This window comes from Yoonia maritima (assembly GCF_043641945.1).
GTDB lineage: Bacteria > Pseudomonadota > Alphaproteobacteria > Rhodobacterales > Rhodobacteraceae > Yoonia > Yoonia maritima_B.
On sequence record NZ_JBHZRX010000002.1, the window covers coordinates 142,087 to 160,625 of the forward strand.

Genomic DNA, 18,539 nt, shown 5'->3' on the forward strand with positions numbered 1-18,539 from the left:
AGGGCCGTATTCATGCTCCACCTATTAGGGCGGAGCGCACGAGACTTATGGCAGAAAAAAAGAAAAATCGGTACGGCCCATTGGTCATTGTCGGGGTTGTACTTGTTGGTATGGCTGGCTTTGGCTCGAGCGGGTTTTCAAGCAGCATGCGTAGCCTAGGCACCGTCGGCGACAAAGACGTGCCGATTACAGCTTATCAGCGCCAGCTAAACGCGCAGATTCAGAATATGTCACAGCAGTTTGGTACGCAAATCACGTTCCAACAAGCTGTTTCACTTGGCATTGACCGTCAGGCACTTCAGTCCGTGATCCTAAACCGTACGCTTGATAATGAAGCCGCCCAATTGGGCATTTCCGTTGGTGATCAACGTGTGTTTGATCAGCTAAAAGCCATTCCAGAATTCCAAGGCCGTGGCGGATTTAACGCCGATAGCTATCGCCTTGCGCTGCAGCAGGCAGGCCAATCAGAATCCGCGTTTGAAACAACACTCCGCGAAGAAATGGCACGCACATTGCTGCAAGGCGCAGTCGTAAGCGGCGTTCCAAGCATGGATGTCTTTGGTCAAACGATGATCGCCTATATTGGTGAACAGCGCAGTGCCACTTGGACATCAATCGATGCCGAGGCACTGACCGCACCAATTCCTGGTGCGACCGACGCTGATATACAAGAATACTATGACGCCCATCCCGAAGATTTCACTCTGCCCGAGGCACGTGACATCACATACGTCTGGCTAACCCCAGATATGATCCAAGATCAGATGGAAGTTCCTGAAACCGCCGTTGAACAGCTCTATCAGGAACGGATCGCTGAATTCATGCAGCCAGAACGTCGCTTGGTAGAACGCTTGGTTTATCTCGATTCTGCGAAGGCGGATGAAGCCCGTGCGCGTATCGATTCTGGCGAAGTCAGCTTTGAAGACCTTGTTGCGGAACGTGGCCTTACCCTGAACGATGTCGATATGGGCGACGTCGACCAAGAAGAACTGCGCGCCGCTGGTGAAGCCGTCTTTACGGCAACTCCGGGCGAAGTCGTCGGTCCGTTCAACTCTCCTCTTGGGCCTGCATTGTTCCGCATGAACGCGATTCTGTCTGCGCAAGAAACACCACTTGAAGAAGCAGCCGCTGAACTGCGCGATGAGCTTGCCGCTGATGCGGCTCGCGAGGTCATTTCAGACAGCACAGACGGCATCCTTGATCTAATCGCAGGCGGTGCAACGCTTGAAGATCTGGCGGAGCGCACTGATCTGCAGCTTGGCACCATTAATTGGACGACTGACGTCGCAGATGGAATCGCCGCCTATGATGACTTCCGCGATGCTGCCGCACGTGTTGAACAAGGTGCGTTTGCCGATGTGATCGATCTTGCCGACGGTGGCATTTTCGCCCTGCGCCTAGACGGTACGACACCGCCCACCGTACGGCCACTTGAAGAAGTGCGCGAAGCAGCCGCTGAAGCGTGGCAAGTTCAGGCGCGCCAAGACGCTGTTGTCGCACGTGCAGAAGAATTGGCCGCTGAGATTAAGCCAGATACTGGCTTTGATACGCTTGGGCTGATCGGAACCGTAGAAGAAAACCTGACACGCACCGATTTTGTCGAAGGTACCCCACCAGCATTCAACGAAAAACTGTTCGAAATGGCTGTTGGTGACGTTGTTGTGCTTGATGCAGACGACCGGGCCGTGATCCTGCGCCTTGACGCGATCACTCCGCCTGACACCGAGGATGAGCTGACCGCGGCACGGATCGAAGGTATCGCAGGCAATGCGACGACTTCTATCGCGCAAGACATCTTTGATGCCTATGCGACCGCGCTGCAAAAAGAGACAGACGTGAATATTAATCAGGCCACCGTGAACGCGGTCAACGCCCAGTTCCAGTAGGTCAACATGTCGCTTTTACCCGATTATGATAGCTTCGCCCGTGGATATGACGCGGGCGAAAATCAGGTTGTTTACACCCGGATTGCCGCAGATTTGGATACGCCCGTATCGTTGATGCTTAAGCTTTCTGGCGCTGGCAAAAACGCCTTTATGCTAGAAAGCGTAACAGGCGGCGAAATTCGCGGTCGTTATTCAATTATCGGGATGAACCCAGACTTGATCTGGGAATGCCGGGGAACGACATCGCGCGTGAACCGAAACGCGCGATTTGACGATGCCGATTTTACGCCGATGGATGATGATCCGCTGACGGCACTGCGTGCGCTCATTGCTGAATCAAAGATCGCATTGCCCGCCGATCTGCCCGCCGCGTCAGCTGGACTGTTTGGCTACCTTGGCTATGACATGATCAGGTTGGTTGAACATCTGCCTGACATAAACCCCGATCCGCTTGGATTGCCTGATGCAATGATGTTGCGTCCGTCGGTCGTGGCTGTTTTGGATGGGGTCAAGGGTGACGTGATCCTTGTCGCACCCGCTTATGTAAACCAGGGGCTCAATGCCCGCGCTGCCTATGCCCAAGCTGCCGAACGCGTCATGGACGCGCAACGCGCGTTGGAACGCCCTACTCCGGGCGATGGTCGTACGCTTGCTGATCCAGCACCGGTTAGCCCACCAGTATCGAATTTTACGCACAGCGGATATTTGGAAGCCGTCGAGAAGGCAAAAGAATACATTCGTGCCGGCGATATTTTTCAAGTCGTACCGTCGCAGCGCTGGACCCAAGAGTTCCGCGAACCGCCGTTTGCGTTGTATCGTAGCTTGCGCCGCACGAATCCGTCGCCATTTATGTTCTTCTTTAACTTTGGTGGCTTCCAAGTCATCGGAGCAAGCCCCGAGATCCTAGTCCGGGTCTTTGGTAAAGAGGTCACAATTCGTCCAATCGCAGGCACCCGCCCACGCGGTGCGACGCCTGCCGAAGACAAAGCAAACGAAGCAGATCTACTTGCCGACGAAAAAGAACTGGCAGAGCATCTTATGCTGCTTGATCTGGGTCGCAATGACACCGGCAAGGTCAGCAAAATCGGAACTGTACGTCCGACCGAAGAATTCATCATCGAACGCTATAGCCATGTGATGCATATCGTTTCAAACGTCGTTGGCGAATTGGCCGATGACCAAGATGCGCTTTCGGCTTTCTTTGCCGGTATGCCTGCGGGAACCGTCTCTGGTGCACCCAAAGTCCGTGCGATGGAAATCATCGACGAGCTAGAGCCCGAAAAGCGCGGCGTCTACGGCGGTGGTTGCGGTTACTTTAGCGCGAATGGCGACATGGATATGTGCATCGCGCTGCGGACGGCCGTGCTTCAGGATGAGAAGTTATATATCCAAGCAGGCGGCGGTGTCGTCTTTGATAGCGATCCAGAAGCCGAATATCAGGAAACCGTTCACAAATCGAACGCCATTCGCAAAGCTGCGTCTGACGCGACAATGTTCAAAACTGGCGGAAACTAAGCGCGACCACGTAGGGTGGATTTAAATCCACCCTGCTTATTCAGTGCCATCCAACAACACAGCAGAAACCGGTGCGACCAGCATTTGGTCTTGGTTGACGGTCAGCGCCCAGTTTGTGAGCGCCGAGATCGTTTCTGGCTGAACCCGCCCCAGCAATACAGCATCGCCAGTTTGACGCGCACGCAAAGCTGATTGATCTAGGGCACGCTCGATCGCTGATTGATCCTCGCCTGCGCCATCAAGGTCACGCAGTACAGTTGTCGCTGCAACGCCCACCTGTTCGGCCGCGCGTTGTGCGCTTCCCAAACCACGTTGGACGGTGACCAAACCACGGCCATCAGAGGCAAGTATTTGCATAACTTGGTCGGTCACAGCGCGATCATTTTGCAGAACTCCCGTTCCATCCGAGAACAGCATCACAGTTTCATGCAGAATGCCAAAGGCCGCTTCAAACGCGATCTCCACATCTGTTGGCACCGCCCCTTCTGGCAATGATGTTTGAAGCGCGACTTCAATCCCGGCAGCACGGTAAGCCTGCATGCGCGCAGCAGCGTTCGGGTCAAGCGCATGTAACACAACCGTCACCGGTAACGGCATTGAGGCAACGTCAGCCGCCATATCGCCGTTCGTGCCATCATCAACCAAGAGGATCGAGAGCAATGGCATTCCATTGGGGTTTTCGAACGCGGTTGCAAAGCGCTGTAGCGCTGGCAGGTCGGTCGCTTCGGCCTCTTCATCTGTCACCGCTTCCGTTTCTGGTTCTGGCGTCGTTTCAGGCTCTGCACTTGGGCGATTGACTTTGATCCGCTTGCCCGGTCCAGAAGTAATCACTGTAGGTTCGCTTTCGTCGGTCACCGAGGGTTCAGTTGGTTCTGGCGCCACGCCAACTGGAGTGGGCGTTTGCGGCGGGACCTCGGATCCCTCAGAAGGGGCATCTTGCCCGGTGGGCAATTCAACTGGGTCAGGAATTGTTTCTGGTTCGGGAATAATCACGATTTCCGGCACGGGTACTTCGGCCACTTCGCGCTCTGCAGCCACTTCAGGCTCTTCGGCATCCAAGAACGGCAATTCGTCGACGAAGATCTCTGTCGGGGCCGGTTCAGCAATCCATTCAGGTGCTGGAGCAACAAGCGCATCTTCTGCGATTCCTTCAACAGTAGGCACGTCAGCCTCACCAACCTCGGACGCGGGTTGCGTCGGTTGCGTTGCAATCACGACATTTTCGGCTGCGGACGGCATCTGCGGAGGTTCAACAGTAGTGGCGGGCAGAACGGGTTCTTCCAACGCTGTAACAATCGTTGATTCGTCTACATCAGTCGGAACGCTAAGTTCAGTTTCTAGCTGTAAGGTCTGGGGCGGTGCAGCTGGTTCTGTGTCGGTTGTGGGTTCCGCGACTTCGGCCTCGGGTGCCGATACACGTGGTGCCGTTACTGCGAACTCGCGGTCCACCTCTGGCGGCGTCGTCCCAGTATCAAGATCAATTTCAGCACTTTGCGTTGCTTGTGGTGCCGCAACCTGTGGCATCTGCGGCGGCTCATTTCCTGCGGGTTGTTCGCTTATTAGTGACGCGACACCTAACCCTGCACCACCAAGCACAAGCGCCCACACACTCCCTGAAACACTACCCCGCATATAATAATCGCCCTTCAAGTCGTCTGTAATCGCGCCGTTCGACCTTGACGCTGCCCCGCGTCCCGGCCCATGTATGGCATTGATTATACCGTCAGCCACGGGGGAGACGGTAGCCCTAATTCGACCTGCACGGGATTTTGTCATGCTTTTGCTGATAGATAACTACGATAGCTTCACCTACAACCTTGTTCATTACTTGGGCGAATTGGGCGCTGACGTCGTTGTGCGCCGGAATGACGCGCTTAATGTCCAAGAAGCAATGGCGATGCGTCCCGACGCAATTATGCTATCCCCCGGCCCTTGCGATCCGTCGCAAGCAGGCATTTGCCTGTCGATGGTCCATGCCGCCGCCGAAACCAAAACCCCACTAATGGGTGTGTGTCTGGGGCACCAAGCGATTGGCGAAGCTTTTGGCGGGAAAGTCGTTCGCTGCCATGAAATCGTGCACGGCAAAATGGGCGCGATGAAACACACTGGCAAAGGTCTTTTTGCTGGTCTGCCTAGCCCGTTTGATGCGACCCGCTATCATTCTCTTGTTGTAGAACGCGAAACCCTGCCCGAGTGTCTTGAAATCACGGCAGAGCTTGAAGACGGCACGATCATGGGGCTCCAGCACAAAACGCTGCCAATCCACGGCGTTCAATTCCACCCCGAAAGCATCAAATCCGAACACGGGCATAAGCTGTTAAACAACTTCCTTGAGATGACAAAGGTTTCAGCATGACCGACGCGATGAAGCCACTGATTTACGCCGCATCGGAAGGCCCACTTTCACGTGCGCAAGCCGAAGAAGCTTTTGGCTATCTGTTCGAAGGTACGGCAACACCGGCTCAGATCGCGGGTTTCCTGATGGCGCTGCGGACACGCGGTGAATCCGTAGCTGAGTATTCAGCCGCGGCCGCTGTCATGCGCGCGCATTGCGTACCGGTCAAAGCCCCCGAAGGTGCGATGGATATCGTTGGCACGGGCGGCGACGGCAAGCACACTTTGAACATCTCAACCGCAACCGCGTTTGTTGTGGCTGGTGCCGGGGTGCCTGTTGCAAAACATGGTAACCGCAATCTATCGTCTAAATCCGGCACCGCTGATGTGCAAAGTGCGCTTGGGATCAACGTGATGGTTGGGCCCGATGTGGTCGAACGTGCAATCGCTGAGGCTGGCATCGGCTTTATGATGGCGCCCATGCACCACCCAGCAATGAAACACGTTGGTCCTGTGCGCTTGGAATTGGGATGCAAAACGATATTTAACATCTTGGGGCCGCTTACTAATCCGGCCGGCGTGAAGCGCCAGCTTACAGGCGCATTTGCGATCGATTTGATCCACCCAATGGCCGAAACGCTCCAGCAGCTTGGCACTGAAAAAGCGTGGCTTGTGCACGGCAGCGATGGCACTGATGAGATCACGATTTGTGGCACAACCGCTGTAGCCGCGCTTGAGAATGGCAAGGTCACATCGCGCGAAATCCACCCAGAGGATGCAGGCCTACCAGTCCACAATTTCCGCGATCTTATCGGTGGGACGCCTGAAGAGAACGCAGATGCGATGCGCGCATTGCTGGATGGAGCGACCGGTGCCTACCGTGATGCCGTGCTTTTTAATGCTGCCGCTGCGCTTGTTGTCGCGGATAAGGCAGCCACCCTGCCCGAAGGCGTCGAAATCGCCCGCGAAAGCATTGATGCTGGCAAGGCAAAGCACGCCGTTGAAACGCTCGCGCGGATCACATCGTCCTGATGTTTGATCTTGGGCGTCTGGGCAGTTGGGCCGATTTACCGTTTTTCGGCAACGACCTTCCTGCTCTGACTTCCAAACTTGACGCCGATATTCTTCCGCCGCCAGCGCTGACGTTCGCGGCGCTAGATCGTTGCCAGCCAGACCAGACCCGCGTCGTGATTATTGGCCAAGACCCGTACCACACACCCGGCAAAGCTGACGGTCTGGCCTTTTCAATTCCCGATGACTTTGGCGGGCGGCTTGATAGTCTTGGCAACATTTTCAAAGAGATAGACAGCGATCTGGATCAAAAACGCACCAAGACTGGGCTACAGGACTGGGCGGATCAAGGCGTCTTGCTACTGAACACAGCCCTAACTGTGCCCCCTGGAAAGCCAAAGGCGCATGCTAAGCTTGGCTGGTCGAAATTGGTCGTCGAAGTGATCAAGCGGCTGGATGATGCACCGCGCGCGTTTATCCTTTGGGGCGGCCCGGCGCAGGCCTATGGCAAACACATCAACGAAAAGCATCTGACACTAAAATCAGCGCACCCTTCCCCATTGTCATGCCATCGTGGTTTTTTCGGCTCGCGCCCATTTTCAAAGACCAACCAGTGGCTTATTGATCAGGGGCAAGAGCCAATAAACTGGGCGGACCCATGACCGACATTCTCGAAAAAATCAAAGCTTATAAGTTGGAACATGTCGCCGCATGCAAAGCTGCCGTGCCCCTATCTGAGATAGAAGCACGCGCCAAAGACGCGCCACCAACGCGCGGTTTTGCAGAACGCCTACAAGAGGCCGCCCGCGAAGGGTACGGCCTCATCGCTGAGATCAAAAAGGCGAGCCCATCCAAGGGCCTGATCCGCCCCGACTTCAACCCACCTGAGCTTGCAAAAGCCTACGAGGCCGGCGGTGCTACATGTCTGTCCGTACTGACTGATGGCCCGTCCTTTCAGGGCGACGACAGCTATCTGACCGCCGCCCGCAGTGCCGTCGACCTGCCCGCCCTGCGCAAAGATTTCATGTACGATACCTATCAAGTGGCCGAAGCCCGTGCATTGCACGCCGATTGCATCCTGATCATCTTAGCGTCGGTCAGCGACGCCCAAGCCCAAGAGCTTGAGGATTCAGCGTTCGAATGGGGCATGGATGTCCTGCTAGAGGTACACGATGCCGAAGAGCTGGAACGCGCAAGCCTGTTGAAATCCCCCCTAATGGGTATCAACAATCGCAACCTCAAGACGTTTGAAACGACGTTGGACACGACGCGCACCCTGTCAAAATTGGTACCTGCAGATCGCACAATCGTCTGCGAAAGCGGTCTGAATACACCAGAGGAGCTGGCAGACATGGCTCGCTACGGCGCGCGCACCTTCCTGATTGGTGAAAGCCTAATGCGTCAGGATGACGTGGCAGCCGCAACACGCGCACTGCTTACTAAGCCCGCATCAGGAGGCATGTGATGTCAGGTCTCAGCCATTTTGATGCCGACGGCAAAGCCCATATGGTCGATGTGTCGGACAAACCTGTGACTGCACGTATCGCAGTCGCCGAAGGTTACATTAAAATGACGCCTGAGACCCTCGCTCTTATTGTCGAAGGACGTGCAGACAAAGGCGATGTTCTTGGGATCGCCCGGATCGCTGGGATTATGGGGGCCAAGAAAACAGCCGGCCTTATCCCGCTCTGCCACCCGCTCCCCATCACAAAGGTCGCGATTGAACTGACCCCTGACGAGGCGCTACCCGGTATCCGGATCAGCGCCACCGTCAAAACCGGTGGCCAAACCGGCGTTGAGATGGAAGCCCTAACAGCAGTCAGCACAACCGCACTAACCGTCTATGACATGGTCAAAGCGGTTCAAAAAGATATGGAAATCGGCGGGATACGGGTAACGCTTAAAGACGGCGGCAAATCTGGACGGTTTGAAAATCCATGAACAGATTGGGCCGCTCTCTCGAACTTTTCTTTGTAGACGGTCGGGCGGATGGGATGCTGACCGCTGAAGTGTTCAACTGGACAGGGCATGTTCTGCGTGCACCCCGCACACAGATCAAAGACGCACTAATGCGACCCGAATCTGGGTTCACGGGTGTATACGTCTTACTTGGAGAAACCGAAAACGGCCCGCTCGCCTACATTGGTGAAGCCGAGGACATGCGTGTGCGTCTACGCGACCATGTTTCAAACAAAGGTTGGTGGGACGACGCGATCCTAATTAGCTCAGCTGCGAATAATCTCCACAAGGCGCACATCAAATACCTTGAGTCACGGCTGGTAGAAATCGCACGAGATGTTGCTCATACACCGTTAGAAAACGGTAACACTCCACCACGCAGCAGCCTAAATGAAGCCGCCCAAGCCAATATGGAAAGCTTTATTGATACGCTGATGATGGTGCTGCCCGCGATCCGAGTGGATCTATTTTTAAGCCGCAAGCGTAGCATCAAAGCGGACATTGACGCGAACGAGCCCGAGGAAGTCACAAAATTTGAATTCAAAGTCCCTCGCCACGGCGTACACGCGTTTTCAGTGGTCCAGGGTGGTGAAATGATTGTTCAAGCAGGGTCCGTTGTGCGAAGCGCGTGGGTGGGGGACCGCACACATAAGACGAGTTACTGGAAGATACATGACGAACTCGTTGCGAACGGAACAATCTCATTGACGGGTGACACTGCCATTTTCACGCAAGACTTTGCCTTTTCTAGCCCGTCTTCTGCCGCTGCAGTCGTAGCAGGTAGATCTGCAAATGGGCGCACTTCTTGGGTGAACACTACGACACAACAGACCTACGCAGAGTGGGAAGAAGCACGGTTGGATGACCTCAACACATGATCCCAGTCAACGAAGCACTTGATCACTTATTCGCTCTTGTTTCGCCTCTACCCTCCGAAACCGTGCCACTGACAGAAGCCTTTGGACGTGTCTTGGCGCAGGATGTCGCCGCACGCCGTGATCAGCCCCCTTTTGCTGCATCTGCTATGGATGGTTATGCAGTTGCTGGTGCAGATGTTGCCCCTGGCGCAACCTTTGATGTTGTCGGAGAGGCTGCGGCCGGCCACGCATTCGCTGGCATCGTCGGGTCAGGTCAGGCTGCGCGGATTTTCACAGGTGCACCAATGCCCGCCGGAACAGATTGGGTCGTGATCCAAGAAGACGTTGACCGTGTCGACAACACCATCACCCTACGCGACACGTTAGAAACGAAATCCTACGTGCGCCCTGCTGGTTCCGATTTTAAGAATGGCGATCAGATTAAGGCACCGCGTGTCTTGTCTGCTTCGGATGTTGCGCTTCTTGCTGCGATGAATATTGCGCAGGTTCCTGTTGTGCGCCGCCCCGTTGTTGCGATTATCGCGACAGGGGATGAATTGGTGCAGCCCGGCGAAACTCCGGGCCCAGATCAGATCATTGCGTCGAACAGTTATGGTTTGGCGGCCCTTGCTGAAGGCGCAGGTGGCCATGCCCGTATGCTGCCAATCGCACGCGACAACGTTCCGGCCCTTGAACTAGCTTTTGATTTGGCAGCGGATGCAGATCTGATTGTCACCATTGGTGGTGCCTCTGTCGGCGATCATGATTTGGTCGGACAGGTTGCAGAAGCAAAGGGGATGGAGCGGTCGTTTTACAAGATCGCGATGCGTCCGGGTAAACCGCTGATGGCGGGCCGAATGGGTAATGCTGTGATGATTGGGCTACCGGGCAATCCCGTTTCTGCGATGGTGTGCGGGCACATATTCTTGCTGCCAGTCATCCGCCAGATACTTGGCCAAGGAACGGCACCTGCCCCACGCGAAACCGCACCCCTTGGCCATGACATTGGCCCAAACGGTATCAGAGAGCATTACACTCGCGCTCATATCGGCCCTGATGGCGTGACCATCTTTGATCGCCAAGACAGCGCGCTTTTGACCGTCCTAGCGGATGCAAATTGTCTTGCTGTTCGCCCGATTGGTGACCCGGCCCGCAGCGCAGGCGACGAAATCGACATTATCCGTATCTGACCTTGAATGTTCACAGCGCTCACGCAAGCGTTGACACAAAACAGGAACATGCATAGAACATATGCAAAACCTGCGAGGGGAACATGCGATGTTGACAAAAAAACAACTCGACCTGCTAGAGTTCATTCACAAGCGCGTACAGCGCGATGGGGTGTCGCCTAGCTTTGATGAAATGAAAGAAGCGCTTGATCTGCGATCCAAGTCGGGGATCCACCGTTTGATCACAGCATTGGAAGAGCGTGGTTTTATTCGCCGCCTCGCGCACCGCGCACGTGCCTTGGAAATCGTTAAGCTACCTGACGCGATGCAGGGCAAAACTGGGTTTACCCCGCGTGTGATTGACGGCGACAAACCCGACAGCACCCCTGCAACGGCAATGCCGATTGATAATGGCGCGATCGAACTTCCATTGATGGGCCGCATCGCTGCCGGTGTCCCGATCGAGGCGATTAGCCAAGTATCCCACAACGTTTCGGTCCCGCAGTCGATGGTCGGCGCAGGCGACCACTATGCGCTTGAAGTTAAAGGCGATTCCATGATCGACGCGGGGATTAATGACGGCGATGTTGTTGTGATCCGTGAAACCACCGTCGCTGATAATGGTGATATCGTCGTTGCGCTGGTCGAAGGTCACGAAGCCACACTAAAACGGTTCCGCCGGAACGGTAGCGCTATCGCGCTCGAGGCTGCCAACCCTGCATATGAAACGCGCGTATTCCGCGATGATCAGGTCAAGGTTCAGGGCCGGTTGGTCGGGCTAATCCGCACCTACTGATTAGAGTATTCACTCTGCTTCAAGGGTCGCTCTGGCGGCCCTTTTTGTCTTCTTGGGTCAGGATGATCTGTTCACCTGCAAGTACTGGTCCGGCGTTCCACGGACGATCCCCAGTGACCTCTTGTGCAGTGGTAACGACTAAATCACCACGTTCATTGGTATCCAAAGCAAGCGCGCCAGTCTGACGTAGCTGGTCAATATCAAAAACGGTACAGGGCCGATCAGTTACATCTTTTTGATTACTAACAATCACATCAGCGCCACCGCACCCATTTAGCTCCGCAAGCGCGGTTTTTCCCGATACTTGCAACACCGTCCAATCGCCGACTTGCACCCGAACAACCCGCCCTTCGTGCTGGTATCCGGGGCGGCCTGCCGCGATTTCTTGGTCAGTCACTGCGCCGTCATTTTCAAGCCAAATCCGCGCAACAAAACTGTCGCCGGCTGCCTTGGAAAGTGCCCTCCCCTCAGGCCCTAAAACCCCAATCAACGCTCCGCTGTCAGAGATCAGTAAGTGCGGTCGGGTTACTTGCGACCATGACACAAATGCGCAAATCACAAGGACAACGCCTGCGATTCGTGATTTGCCCTGCCACAGGACACCCCACAGCAAACCCATCGCAAGTACCGACAAAACCCAAGGACCGGGCGCAACGATATGACCGACAGCCCCGTCCCAGCCGGATACAGTTTCCGCAACCCGTAAGATCCAGCGCAAACCAACGGACATGACCACAAAACCGACGCCCGACAGCCCGAGCGGCGCAAGGCAGATCGCCAGAACGGCTGCGGGCATAACTAGCACGCCCATCAAGGGCACGCTGAGCAGGTTCGCGATGAGACCAAAATGTGCGACTTGGTTGAAATGAGCTGCAGCGAAAGGCGCGGTCGCAAGCCCTGCAACAAAGGATGACAAAACGACAGAAAACACCGCCCGCAGCCATTTCGGCCAACGCGACATGTCAAAGCGGCGCAATGCGCCAAAGACCACAACCAGCGCGGTCGTCGCAGCAAAAGACATCTGAAACCCCGGCCCGGTAAGCGCCTCTGGCTGCCATAGCAGCACGATGATTGCAGCCATTGCCACAGCGCGCAAAGTTAACGCGCGACGGTCCAGAAGGACTGCAACCAACATCACTGCAACCATTATGAATGCGCGCTCTGTCGCTACGTTTCCTCCGGAAAGTGCCAGATAGAATGCACCGACAACTAATGCGCAGACTGCAGCAATTTTCTTGGTCTGATACCGAAGCGATATCGTCGCACTTAGCGCCAAGCCGTACCGGACAAGCGCAAAGATGAATCCGGTCAGCAAACCCATATGCAGACCAGAGATCGCTAACAAATGCGCCAGATTCGCGGCACGCAAATTCGCTAATGTTTCTTGGCGCATCGCGGATCGGTCGCCTGTCATGATTGCAGCAGCAAATGCCCCTGCCTCGCCCGGGATCGCCGCCTGAACAAAGCTGGATAACTTCATCCTTATGGCAAACACGCGCATCGCCAGTGTTGGGTCACTCGGGGCCGCCAGCCTTAAGACCGGAGTGCGTGTGTAACCGACGGCCCCCAGGCCCAGAAACCAAGCATGTCGTTGAAAATCAAAACCACCCGGTTCCGCAGGACCTGCGGGAGGCGAAAGATGCCCGGTGAGGATCAGGGTTTCGCCCGGCTGATAATTTTGAAGCACCTGATCCCCATGAACTGAGACTCGCACTCGTTCCGGGGTACGGGCTGGTGACATGCGCGCAAGGACCACGTTATCAAGCGTCAATCGAGGTGCGTCACTTGCAGACCGATCAATATTAACCACACGCCCCTCAATCGGCCCATAGTAGCGAAAACTAAGTACTGGTTCAGCGACATGAGCCGTCCGCCACTGCGCGATGCCTGCACCGGCGAGGATAAGTGAACAGCCCACAACTACGGGGGCCAGTGCGGGATGGACCCATCGCGATATCAACAGCAAGGTTATCGCCAACAGCCAGACGCTGGCCATTATCACTTGATTAGGTTCTTGAGAAAGCGAGAAATAGGTGTCGATGCCGATGCCCAGGCAAACAGGAACCCAGCCAATCAGCCCACCGCGTTGCGCCAGAAGTGCGTCAAGAAAAGCGGTGCGCACTTGTTCTTTACCCCGCAGTTTCGTATCTCCCATTCAATCCGGACACTACCGGAAAGCTGGTTAGCGAAAGGTTAATTCTCCATGTCAGTCGTCACTCGTTTCGCCCCGTCACCCACTGGTGCCTTGCACATCGGCGGTGCGCGCACTGCTTTGTTTAACTGGCTTTATGCGCGTGGTCGTGGTGGCAAATTCCTGTTGCGGATCGAAGACACCGATAAGTCACGCTCGACTGATGAAAACAAACAGGCGATCTTGGATGGTCTGACTTGGCTTGGGCTTGACTGGGATGGCGAACCAACCAGCCAAGCAGAAAACGCCCCGCGCCATGTCGAAGTCGCGCTAAAGATGCTAGCCAATGGCCACGCTTATAAGTGTTTTAGCACCCAAGACGAAATCGAAGCGTTCCGCGAAAACGCGCGTGCAGAAAAGCAGTCGACGCTGTTCCAGTCACCTTGGCGCGATGTGCCAGAGGCAGATCATCCTGACCTGCCCTACGTGATCCGTCTAAAGGCACCGCGCACTGGCAAAACAACCCTTCATGACGAAGTACAAGGTGATGTCACTTGGTCCAACGACCAGCTAGACGACATGATCCTGCTGCGGTCTGATGGTACCCCAGTTTATATGCTGGCCGTTGTTGTCGACGACCATGATATGGGCGTGACGCATGTCATCCGTGGTGATGATCATCTTGCCAACTCCTTCCGTCAGAACCTGATCTACGAGGCCATGGGTTGGGAGAAACCCGTGCTTGCCCATATTCCATTGATCTTTGGTCCAGACGGTAAAAAGCTATCGAAACGCCACGGCGCGACTGGTGCGGCAGAGTACCAGCAAATGGGTTATCCGGCCGCTGGTATGCGCAACTATCTGACTCGTCTGGGCTGGAGCCACGGCGACGACGAATTCTTCTCGGATGAGCAGGCCCGCGAATGGTTTGACCTGAGTGGAATTGGCAAATCGCCTGCCCGTTTTGACTTTAAAAAGCTCGCAAATATCTGTGGCCAACACATTGCCGTGACTGGCGATGCTGCACTGCTGCAGGAAGTGCACGAATATTTAGCATCTGTTGGCGAACAGGCCCTTACAGATCAGCAATCTGATCTTCTTTTGCGCGCAATGTACTGCCTAAAAGAACGTGCAAAGACCATTCCGGAATTACTTGAAAAAGCACACTTTTCACTTGTTTCTCGCCCACTAGAGATCGACGAAAAAGCCAAAGCGCAGCTGGATGATGTATCCCGTGGTATACTGTCGGAATTGACGCCGCAGTTGCAAAATGCTAGCTGGACGCGTGACACCTTAGAAGGGATTGTCACGTCCATTGCCGAAGCTCACGATACGAAACTTGGCAAACTTGCTGGGCCGCTTCGTGCGGCGCTCGCAGGGCGTGCTGTCTCACCAAGCGTGTTCGATATGATGTTGGTCTTGGGGCAAGAGGAAACAATTGCCCGGCTTCAAGACGCCAGCGACTGAAACCAATTCGTTACGATTGGCAGTTACCTGGAACACCGACGAATAAAGATGCGCCGGCGATGATTTGTCGTGCGCACCATATAAGGGGAAGAAATATGGCTGAAAATACAGACACTGCGAAGTTAACCATCAAGGGCGAAACATACGAATTGCCGATCCACTCCCCTACGGCAGGCCCTGATGTAATCGACATCCGCAAGCTTTACGCACAAGCTGACGTATTCACATACGATCCAGGCTTTACGTCTACATCCGCGTGCGACAGCACGATCACATTCATCGACGGCGACAAAGGTGAATTGCTTCACCGTGGTTACCCAATTGACCAGCTGGCAAGCCAGTCTCACTATCTCGAAGTATGTTACCTGCTGCTTTACGGTGAACTGCCTTCAGCTGCTGAGCTTGAAAAGTTCGAGCGTTTGGTAACCAACCACACGATGATTCACGAGCAGATGCACAACTTCTTCCGTGGCTTCCGCCGTGATGCACACCCAATGGCGACAATGGTTGGCGTTGTTGGTGCGATGTCCGCATTCTACCATGATTCCACTGACATCAACGATGCGCATCAGCGCGAGGTCGCTTCGATCCGCCTGATCGCGAAGATGCCAACAATCGCTGCGATGGCCTATAAGTATTCGATCGGCCAGCCGTTCGTATATCCACGCAACGATCTGGATTATGCTGCGAACTTCTTGCACATGTGTTTCTCGGTCCCTGCCGAAGAATACAATGTGAACCCAATTCTGGCCCGCGCGATGGATCGTATCTTTACGCTGCACGCGGATCACGAACAAAACGCATCAACTTCGACTGTGCGTCTGGCGTCATCTTCTGGTGCAAACCCGTTTGCATGTATCGCTGCTGGTATCGCTTGTCTTTGGGGTCCTGCCCACGGTGGCGCGAACCAAGCATGTCTGGAAATGCTTAAGGAAATCGGCACTGTTGACCGTATTCCTGAATTCATCGCCCGTGCGAAAGACAAGAACGACAGCTACCGCCTGATGGGCTTTGGCCACCGCGTTTACAAAAACTTTGACCCACGTGCGACTGTGATGAAACAGTCCGCTGACGAAGTTCTTGAACTGCTTGGCGTCGAAGACAACCCACTGTTGCAGGTCGCAATGGAGCTTGAAAAGCAAGCGCTGGCCGATCCGTATTTCGCTGAAAAGAAACTGTTCCCGAACGTTGATTTCTACTCGGGCATCATCCTCGAAGCGATGGGTTTCCCAACTTCAATGTTCACACCGATCTTTGCATTGGCGCGGACTGTTGGTTGGATTTCCCAGTGGAAAGAACAGCTTGCTGATCCACAGCTGAAAATCGGTCGCCCTCGTCAGCTTTATCTTGGCGAAACATCTCGCGACTACGTCGACATCGAAAAACGCTAAAAGATGCAGGCCACCTTCGGGTGGCCTTTTTCTTAGCTAACATCATGCCCCAAGCGACACATAAGATGGATAACCCGTGACGCTAACGACTGACCGCCTTGTCCTTCGTGAACCGCGTGTTGACGATTTAGACGCGATGTACACGCTATACAGTGATCCGCGTGCAATGAAATATTGGTCAACGGCCCCACATGCGGATCGATCAGTAACCAAAGCGCTGCTCGATCGCTGCATCGCGTCGTGGCAAGATAGCCCAACCTACTTTCAGGTCACATTAGACGACGCCTACATCGGAAGCGCCGGAAACCATCGTGACAACGAAGTCGGGTTTATTTTGCACCCTGACCACTGGCGCAAGGGCTATGTGTTTGAGGCCATGCAAGCCGTGATCCCATATCTATTTGATACGACCGATCATTCCGAACTCACCGCAGAAGCCGACCCGCTAAATGCGGCCTCTGTCGGGTTAATTCGTCGTTTGGGATTTACCGACACCCACCGCGAGAAGAATACTTTTTGCATAAACGGTATTTGGTCCGACAGCGTATATTTCGCCTTGCCGCGCCCGAATGGAACGCGCTAGCATAGTCTTGGTCATCAGTTCACCAAGGCGTCGCCGATCCGGTTGGATCACGCTAAACCTGACATTGGCAAAATAGACCGCTGACCTATCAATCAGCCGGGCGACAAGGGCGACCATCAGACCGAACCGGGTTCCGGCACAGATTGCAGGGGCAAAATATGCCACGCCAAACACAACAAATCGCGATCAGCGACTTATCCGCCTTTACCAAAGCGCTGCGAAGCGCGTTGCAGCAGCAAGACAGTTTCCCGGGACATGCAAAGATGCTGTCATTGGTCGCTAAGGCTGCAGGATACGATAATTATCAGCACTTAAAGTCTGACGCGCCTACATTAGCCAAAGAACCAACCACTCGCACGCTAGAAAAGGCGCAGCGAGTCTTTGACGATGGTACCATGACACGCTGGCCGCAGCAGACTTCGGTGCAGGGATTATGCCTATGGGTGTTTTGGGCTGCGTTACCGGCCAAGCAGGATCTAAGCGAAACCCAAGTCAACGATGTACTGAAAGCCGGGCACAGCTTTGGTGATCATGCACTGTTGCGGCGGTCATTGATTGACCACCGCCTTGTGACCCGAACAACCGATGGAAAGACCTATTGCCGGATTGAACAAGCGCCTCCAGCGGACGCGCTTGCCCTACTTGCACAGGTTCACCGCCCTTGGTAGCGGGGCGCGCGCTTTTCAAGGAAGGCTGTGACGCCTTCTTTGAAATCATGGGTGTTACCACAAACGGCTTGCAGTTTGGCCTCGACCGCCAACTGCTCGTCCAATGTGTTTTCTAATGACCCGCGAATAGCCTTTTTAAGCTGTTCGTAGGCGACGGTTGGACCATTCGCCAACTGCTGCGCACGAGATTTGATATGTGCTTCAAATTCAGCCGCGGGTGCGGTTTCATAAATCATGCCCCAGTCGCGGGCCTGATTGGCGCTTACCTTATCAGCGAAAAGCGTTGAACCCATCGCACGCGCTGCCCCAATTTGGCGCGGCAGCCAATAGGTGCCACCTGCATCCGGGATCAAGCCAATGCGGGTGAAGGCTTGGATGAAATACGCATCCTCGGACGCGATCACCACATCGGCCGCCAAAGCGAGGTTCGCCCCTGCCCCTGCGGCTGGCCCGTTTACAGCGCAAATCGTCGGGACTTTGCAATCAAAGATCGACTTGAGCATCGGGACGTATTCATCACGCAGCGTGGCCTCCATGTCGATGGTTCCGCCAGCTGCCGCATCGGCCAAATCTTGACCGGAACAGAAAGATGCACCCGCCCCCGTCATGACGACCGCACGCGCGTTTTGCTCTGCGTCTTTAAAGGCATGCGTAATCTCAAGCCGCATCTGCGTGTTCAACGCATTCATCAAAGCAGGCCGGTTCAGCGTGATATAGGCCACGCCTTCGGTGATCTCATAAGTGATTGCTTGATAATCCATGCGCGTATCCT

17 protein-coding genes are annotated in these 18,539 nt (G+C 54.8%); 14 read left to right on the forward strand and 3 right to left on the reverse strand.

Translation table 11 applies throughout. The features are described from left to right. Positions 1–47 precede the first annotated feature (47 nt). Complete coding sequence (locus ACHUEV_RS04275; RefSeq protein WP_394177825.1) at positions 48–1,886, forward strand: peptidyl-prolyl cis-trans isomerase; 1,839 nt, start codon at positions 48–50, stop codon at positions 1,884–1,886. A 6-nt stretch (positions 1,887–1,892) separates the two neighbouring features. Continuing rightward, positions 1,893–3,401 carry an anthranilate synthase component I gene (trpE, locus tag ACHUEV_RS04280; RefSeq protein WP_394177826.1) on the forward strand — a complete coding sequence of 503 codons (1,509 nt, stop codon included), beginning with the start codon at positions 1,893–1,895 and terminating at the stop codon, positions 3,399–3,401. Between the two features lie 36 nt (positions 3,402–3,437). Here the strand turns inward: trpE and ACHUEV_RS04285 are convergent, their stop codons facing one another. Continuing rightward, a complete protein-coding gene (locus ACHUEV_RS04285; RefSeq protein WP_394177827.1) occupies positions 3,438–4,925 on the reverse strand; it encodes a divergent polysaccharide deacetylase family protein in 1,488 nt (495 codons plus the stop codon). A 250-nt stretch (positions 4,926–5,175) separates the two neighbouring features. Between ACHUEV_RS04285 and ACHUEV_RS04290 the strand changes: the two genes are divergently transcribed. The 8 genes from ACHUEV_RS04290 (at position 5,176) to lexA (ending at position 11,527) form a co-directional block, all read left to right on the forward strand. After that, a complete protein-coding gene (locus ACHUEV_RS04290) occupies positions 5,176–5,757 on the forward strand; it encodes an anthranilate synthase component II (protein WP_394177828.1) in 582 nt (193 codons plus the stop codon). Beyond that, on the forward strand, positions 5,754–6,767 hold the full coding sequence (gene trpD, locus ACHUEV_RS04295) for an anthranilate phosphoribosyltransferase (protein WP_394177829.1): 1,014 nt from the start codon (positions 5,754–5,756) through the stop codon (positions 6,765–6,767). Before ACHUEV_RS04290 ends, trpD begins: the two co-directional genes overlap by 4 nt. Then, positions 6,767–7,408 carry a uracil-DNA glycosylase gene (locus ACHUEV_RS04300; protein ID WP_394177830.1) on the forward strand — a complete coding sequence of 214 codons (642 nt, stop codon included), beginning with the start codon at positions 6,767–6,769 and terminating at the stop codon, positions 7,406–7,408. Before trpD ends, ACHUEV_RS04300 begins: the two co-directional genes overlap by 1 nt. Further along, positions 7,405–8,211 (forward strand): indole-3-glycerol phosphate synthase TrpC, encoded by an 807-nt coding sequence (gene trpC / locus ACHUEV_RS04305; RefSeq protein ID WP_394177831.1) that lies wholly within the window; start codon positions 7,405–7,407, stop codon positions 8,209–8,211. The genes ACHUEV_RS04300 and trpC overlap by 4 nt, the downstream gene beginning before the upstream one ends. Further along, a complete protein-coding gene (gene moaC, locus ACHUEV_RS04310; RefSeq protein WP_394177832.1) occupies positions 8,211–8,687 on the forward strand; it encodes a cyclic pyranopterin monophosphate synthase MoaC in 477 nt (158 codons plus the stop codon). Before trpC ends, moaC begins: the two co-directional genes overlap by 1 nt. Beyond that, positions 8,684–9,583, forward strand: coding sequence for a GIY-YIG nuclease family protein (locus ACHUEV_RS04315; protein ID WP_394177833.1), 900 nt, complete (start codon positions 8,684–8,686; stop codon positions 9,581–9,583). The genes moaC and ACHUEV_RS04315 overlap by 4 nt, the downstream gene beginning before the upstream one ends. Beyond that, a complete protein-coding gene (locus ACHUEV_RS04320; protein ID WP_394177834.1) occupies positions 9,580–10,752 on the forward strand; it encodes a molybdopterin molybdotransferase MoeA in 1,173 nt (390 codons plus the stop codon). The genes ACHUEV_RS04315 and ACHUEV_RS04320 overlap by 4 nt, the downstream gene beginning before the upstream one ends. Positions 10,753–10,840: 88 nt before the next feature. After that, positions 10,841–11,527 (forward strand): transcriptional repressor LexA, encoded by a 687-nt coding sequence (gene lexA, locus ACHUEV_RS04325; RefSeq protein ID WP_394177835.1) that lies wholly within the window; start codon positions 10,841–10,843, stop codon positions 11,525–11,527. Between the two features lie 19 nt (positions 11,528–11,546). Here lexA and ACHUEV_RS04330 read toward each other — a convergent pair whose 3' ends face one another. Continuing rightward, a complete protein-coding gene (locus ACHUEV_RS04330; protein WP_394177836.1) occupies positions 11,547–13,682 on the reverse strand; it encodes a ComEC/Rec2 family competence protein in 2,136 nt (711 codons plus the stop codon). A gap of 48 nt (positions 13,683–13,730) precedes the next feature. Between ACHUEV_RS04330 and gltX the strand changes: the two genes are divergently transcribed. From gltX to ACHUEV_RS04350, 4 genes are all read left to right on the forward strand, one after another. Beyond that, on the forward strand, positions 13,731–15,125 hold the full coding sequence (gene gltX / locus ACHUEV_RS04335; protein ID WP_394177837.1) for a glutamate--tRNA ligase: 1,395 nt from the start codon (positions 13,731–13,733) through the stop codon (positions 15,123–15,125). A gap of 95 nt (positions 15,126–15,220) precedes the next feature. Further along, on the forward strand, positions 15,221–16,516 hold the full coding sequence (locus ACHUEV_RS04340; RefSeq protein WP_394177838.1) for a citrate synthase: 1,296 nt from the start codon (positions 15,221–15,223) through the stop codon (positions 16,514–16,516). A gap of 76 nt (positions 16,517–16,592) precedes the next feature. Beyond that, entirely contained in the window at positions 16,593–17,099 is a 507-nt protein-coding gene (locus tag ACHUEV_RS04345) for a GNAT family N-acetyltransferase (RefSeq protein WP_394177839.1), read from the forward strand. 158 nt (positions 17,100–17,257) lie between these two features. Then, the gene (locus tag ACHUEV_RS04350) at positions 17,258–17,767 is read left to right on the forward strand and encodes a DUF2087 domain-containing protein (protein ID WP_394177840.1); all 510 of its coding nucleotides are present in this window, start codon (positions 17,258–17,260) and stop codon (positions 17,765–17,767) included. Here the strand turns inward: ACHUEV_RS04350 and ACHUEV_RS04355 are convergent. After that, positions 17,752–18,528: an enoyl-CoA hydratase-related protein gene (locus ACHUEV_RS04355; protein ID WP_394177841.1), complete on the reverse strand. Its 777-nt coding sequence runs from the start codon at positions 18,526–18,528 to the stop codon at positions 17,752–17,754. The two genes, ACHUEV_RS04350 and ACHUEV_RS04355, sit on opposite strands and share 16 nt — an antisense overlap. Between the last annotated feature and the right edge of the window lie 11 nt (positions 18,529–18,539).